2 protein-coding genes and 1 pseudogene are annotated in these 4,043 nt (G+C 50.6%); 2 read left to right on the forward strand and 1 reads right to left on the reverse strand.

Annotation, left to right across the window (positions count from 1 at the left end; all coding sequences use genetic code 11):
* Both VIM72_RS01080 and VIM72_RS01085 read left to right on the forward strand, forming a co-directional pair.
* A partial coding sequence (locus VIM72_RS01080; RefSeq protein ID WP_332001022.1) for a GH116 family glycosyl hydrolase occupies positions 1-2,448 on the forward strand: 2,448 nt, incomplete at its 5' end.
* Positions 2,449-2,458: 10 nt separating this feature from the next.
* Complete coding sequence (locus tag VIM72_RS01085; protein WP_332001023.1) at positions 2,459-3,541, forward strand: hypothetical protein; 1,083 nt, start codon at positions 2,459-2,461, stop codon at positions 3,539-3,541.
* Here the strand turns inward: VIM72_RS01085 and VIM72_RS01090 are convergent.
* A pseudogene (locus VIM72_RS01090) lies at positions 3,519-4,043 on the reverse strand (glucose/galactose MFS transporter); the annotation flags it as partial. The gene VIM72_RS01085 and the pseudogene VIM72_RS01090 overlap by 23 nt on opposite strands.

Raw genomic sequence — 4,043 nt, forward strand, 5'->3', positions numbered from 1 at the left:
GAAAAAAAGGCTGCCGGTGACCGCCTGTTTAATGAAGCCTATACCGGTAAATACAATAACCGTATAGCCTTCCCCGTTGGCGGGATAGGAGCAGGCATGTTCTGCCTGGAGGGAACAGGAGCCATCTCGCATATGTCGGTGCACCATAACCCCGAAATGTTTTACGAGCCGGCTATGTTTGCCGCTATCTGTATCAAAGGCATTCCCAATGGAGCAAAAGTGCTGGAAGGAAGCGTGCCCGACTGGAAAAAATTCGGCCAGCGGGATGCTGGACTGGGTGGTACCGGCGGCGCTACCTGGGGCCTGCCGCGTTTTAATGAGTCCACCTTTCACGCACGTTTCCCATTTGCGGATATCCGTCTCCGTGATAATACGCTGCCCTTACAGGTGGCCATAAAAGGTTGGAGCCCTTTTATACCTGGAGATGAAGATCATGCCAGTATGCCCTTTGGCGGACTGGAATACCAATTCACCAATACCGGGAACAAGCCGGAAGAATACATCTTTTCTTATCATGCCCGCAACTTTATGCGGCAGGGCGATAAAGGAAATGCGGTAACCCCCATGCCGCAGGGATTTGTGTTATCGCAGGATGCCTTACCGGATGCGCCCGAGAAGAAAGGACAATTTGCCATCTTTACTGCCGAGCCATCTACCATCGTGGATCATTGCTGGTTCCGCGGCGCCTGGTTTGATCCTTTAACCATGGCATGGAATACCGTGAAAGCAGGAGAAACACGCAATACGGCGCCGGTAGAAAAAGATGCGCCGGGCGGATCGTTGTATGTACCTTTCCGTTTACAGCCAGGTGAAAAGAAAGTGATCCGTTTGATGATGACCTGGTATGTGCCGGATTCAAAGTTACATATCGGCGATAGCCCTGGTGGCGCTGTTCCGGCTACAGGTAAATATTACAAGCCCTGGTACAGCAGCAGGTTTAAAGATGTTTCGGAAGCGGCGGCTTACTGGTCCGGCCACTATGATGAACTGCAGCGGAAAACATCTCTCTTTACCAATACCTTCTATAAAAGCACCCTGCCACCGGAAGTGCTGGAGGCTGTGGCTGCCAATCTTACTATCCTGAAATCAGCTACTGTAATGCGGCAGTACGACGGCCGCTTCTGGTGCTGGGAAGGCTCCGGCGACAGCTGGGGTAGTTGTCATGGTACCTGTACACATGTATGGAATTATGCACAGGCAGTGCCTCACCTGTTTCCTGCGCTGGAAAGAAGTTTGCGGCATACAGAGTTTCATGAGAACCAGAATACAGAAGGGCATCAGGGCTTCCGGGCTAATATTCCCATATCACCGCTGGTACATAATTTCCATTCGGCTGCCGACGGGCAACTGGGAGGTATTATGAAGATGTATCGCGACTGGCGTATCAGTGGAGATAATGACTGGTTGAAGGAAATGTTTCCACTGGTGAAAGTGAGCATGGATTACTGTATCCGTACCTGGGACCCGAAAAGAAAAGGGGTTGTGGAAGAACCTCATCATAATACTTATGATATTGAGTTCTGGGGGCCTACCGGCATGTGCACCAGTTTTTATCTGGGCGCGCTTACCGCATTTATGGAAATGGGCGCTTCGCTTGGTGAAGATATAAGCGCGTACAAAACGCTGTATACAAAAGGAAAGCAATACCTGGAAACAGCATTGTATAACGGTGAATACTTTATCCAGCAGATAAAATGGACAGGGCTCCAGGCGCCGGACCCGGTAAAGGCGCAATCATTCAGCACCCAATACTCACCGGAAGCGTTGGCGCTGCTTCAAAAGGAGGGGCCCAAATACCAGTATGGCGCTGGTTGTCTCTCTGATGGCGTGCTGGGTTCCTGGATTGCACGGGTATGCGGTTTACCTGAACCGGTGGATACTGCCAAAACAAAAAGCCACTTGCTCGCTGTACATAAATACAACCTGAAAAAAGACCTGCAGCAACATGATAACCCGCAACGCTCTACCTATGCTCTGGGGCATGAAGGCGGACTGCTGCTTTGTTCCTGGCCTAAAGGCGGTATGTTGTCGCTTCCGTTTGTATACAGCAACGAAGTATGGACCGGTATCGAGTACCAGGTGGCTTCTCACCTGATGTTCCAGGGCGAAGTGGAAAAGGGGCTGGATATTGTGCGTACCTGCCGCCGGCGGTATGATGGAACAGTGAGAAACCCATTTAATGAATATGAATGCGGGCATTGGTACGCCCGTGCTATGTCGAGCTACGGGCTGCTACAGGGGCTAACCGGTGTACGGTATGATGCTGTGGATAAAGTGATTCATATCGATTCAAAGATCGGTGATTTCAGCAGTTTCCTTGCCACTGATAAAGGCTTTGGTACAGTAAGCTGGAAGAAAGGTGTTCCTTCCCTGACAGTAGCCTATGGAACCATTCCTGCAGAACATGCGGTGGTGGCGGGGAAAAAGATCTCATTGCAACGGGTTTAAATAAGAACAGATGAACTTTTATTGTAGCCTTATTTTTAGTATAATCGTTACCGTTAGCACGGCCGCTGCACAGCAGGCTCCTGCAGATCCCCAATGGATCAGGCCCAACCACGCTGCTGACCCGCCGGTGTGGGGCATCCGGAATGGTATTGTTATCGGCCTGTGGCCGGCCGCTATTGAAGGCGCCCGGCCCGGCAACGATGGCGGCCCCAGGGGATTGCTCCGCATCGGCTATGAATGGAAAGGCATCATTTATCATCTCAATTATATTGCAATAGAACCGGTAGTGAATGGTAAAATGGAGTTCAGCGAAATATCGCCTTCACGGGTAGACGGTAAATGGGGAAAACTGATGTGGACCGGCGAAACCAGCGAGCCTGGCCGGTTCACCGCTACCGCGGGTACCCGGGGAGTGCTTTCCCATCCTGATCCGCAACACCCGGAACATACCACCCTTAGCCTGTATGTTTTTATGGAGCCGTTTGAAAACGGCGCACGGCCTTACCTCCGTTTAAGCATCAGCAGTAACCGCCCGGATGAATTATGCATAGAAACGTTTCATCTGCCGGGTGGCACACCAATGGAACGTTGCGGTATTACTGCTACCATGGGAAATTATGCACGGCTGAGGAAGCTTTATCTCAAAAATAAAACCGTATATGCGACAACGTTATATACCGGGTATGAGGGCACCGGCTTTATAGAGAAAGCCCCGTACCCGTTACCGGAAATGCTTCGTAACAAAAGCGGCGATTACCTGGTAATGGCGCAACCCGATGAATCGTTAAAGGAACTGGCGGCATGGCCGGAAGATGAGCAACATGCTGCGCGCTGGGGCTGGCGGTACCGGCCTTTTTATACGCTTACCCAATATTGGAGAAAAGAAGCCCGCGATGCAGACAGCTCATTACAGGTAAGGGTTAACGGGCGGGCAAAGTACTGGAGCGGGGGAAGCGCTGATCCTGCTGCGTACATTAATATACCCGGCGGTCCATCTTTCGAAAACTTTGAATTACGGGAAAGATACAACGCCGGGCAGAAAATATATTTTGGTCTTACCCGCAAGTCAGTTAATGCACTGCTCGCAGAGTAACGGGAGCTGCACGTTTTAACGCATAGTAACCTACTACTGCAAAGCAAACCATGGGTACGGCGTAGGCCAGCTGCACATTGCTGTAGAAGCTTACTGCGCCCAGCGCAAGCGGTATCAATGCACCCCCTACTATAGACATAACCAGGAAGGCGGAGCCCGACTTAGTTTCATTGCCCAGATCACGGATAGCCAGTGAAAATATAGTGGGGAACATGATCGACATAAAAAATTCCACTCCCAACAAACAATAAACCCCCGTTCTACCGCCAACGCCTACACTATAACACAGTAATAATACACAAGCCACACTATAGAGGAACAGCAATTGTTTTGGCGCTATTTTCCGCATAAGCCATGTACCCACATAGCGGCCGGTCATAAAACACAACAGCAACAGGCCCAGGTAAGTGGTAGCCTCCTTCTCTTTCATATGACCACTGTAGCCGGCATAACGGATAAAGAAACTTGAAATGCATACCTGCGCACCCACATATGCAAATTG

It is taken from the genome of Chitinophaga sp. (assembly GCF_036569185.1).
Classification (GTDB): Bacteria; Bacteroidota; Bacteroidia; order Chitinophagales; family Chitinophagaceae; genus Chitinophaga.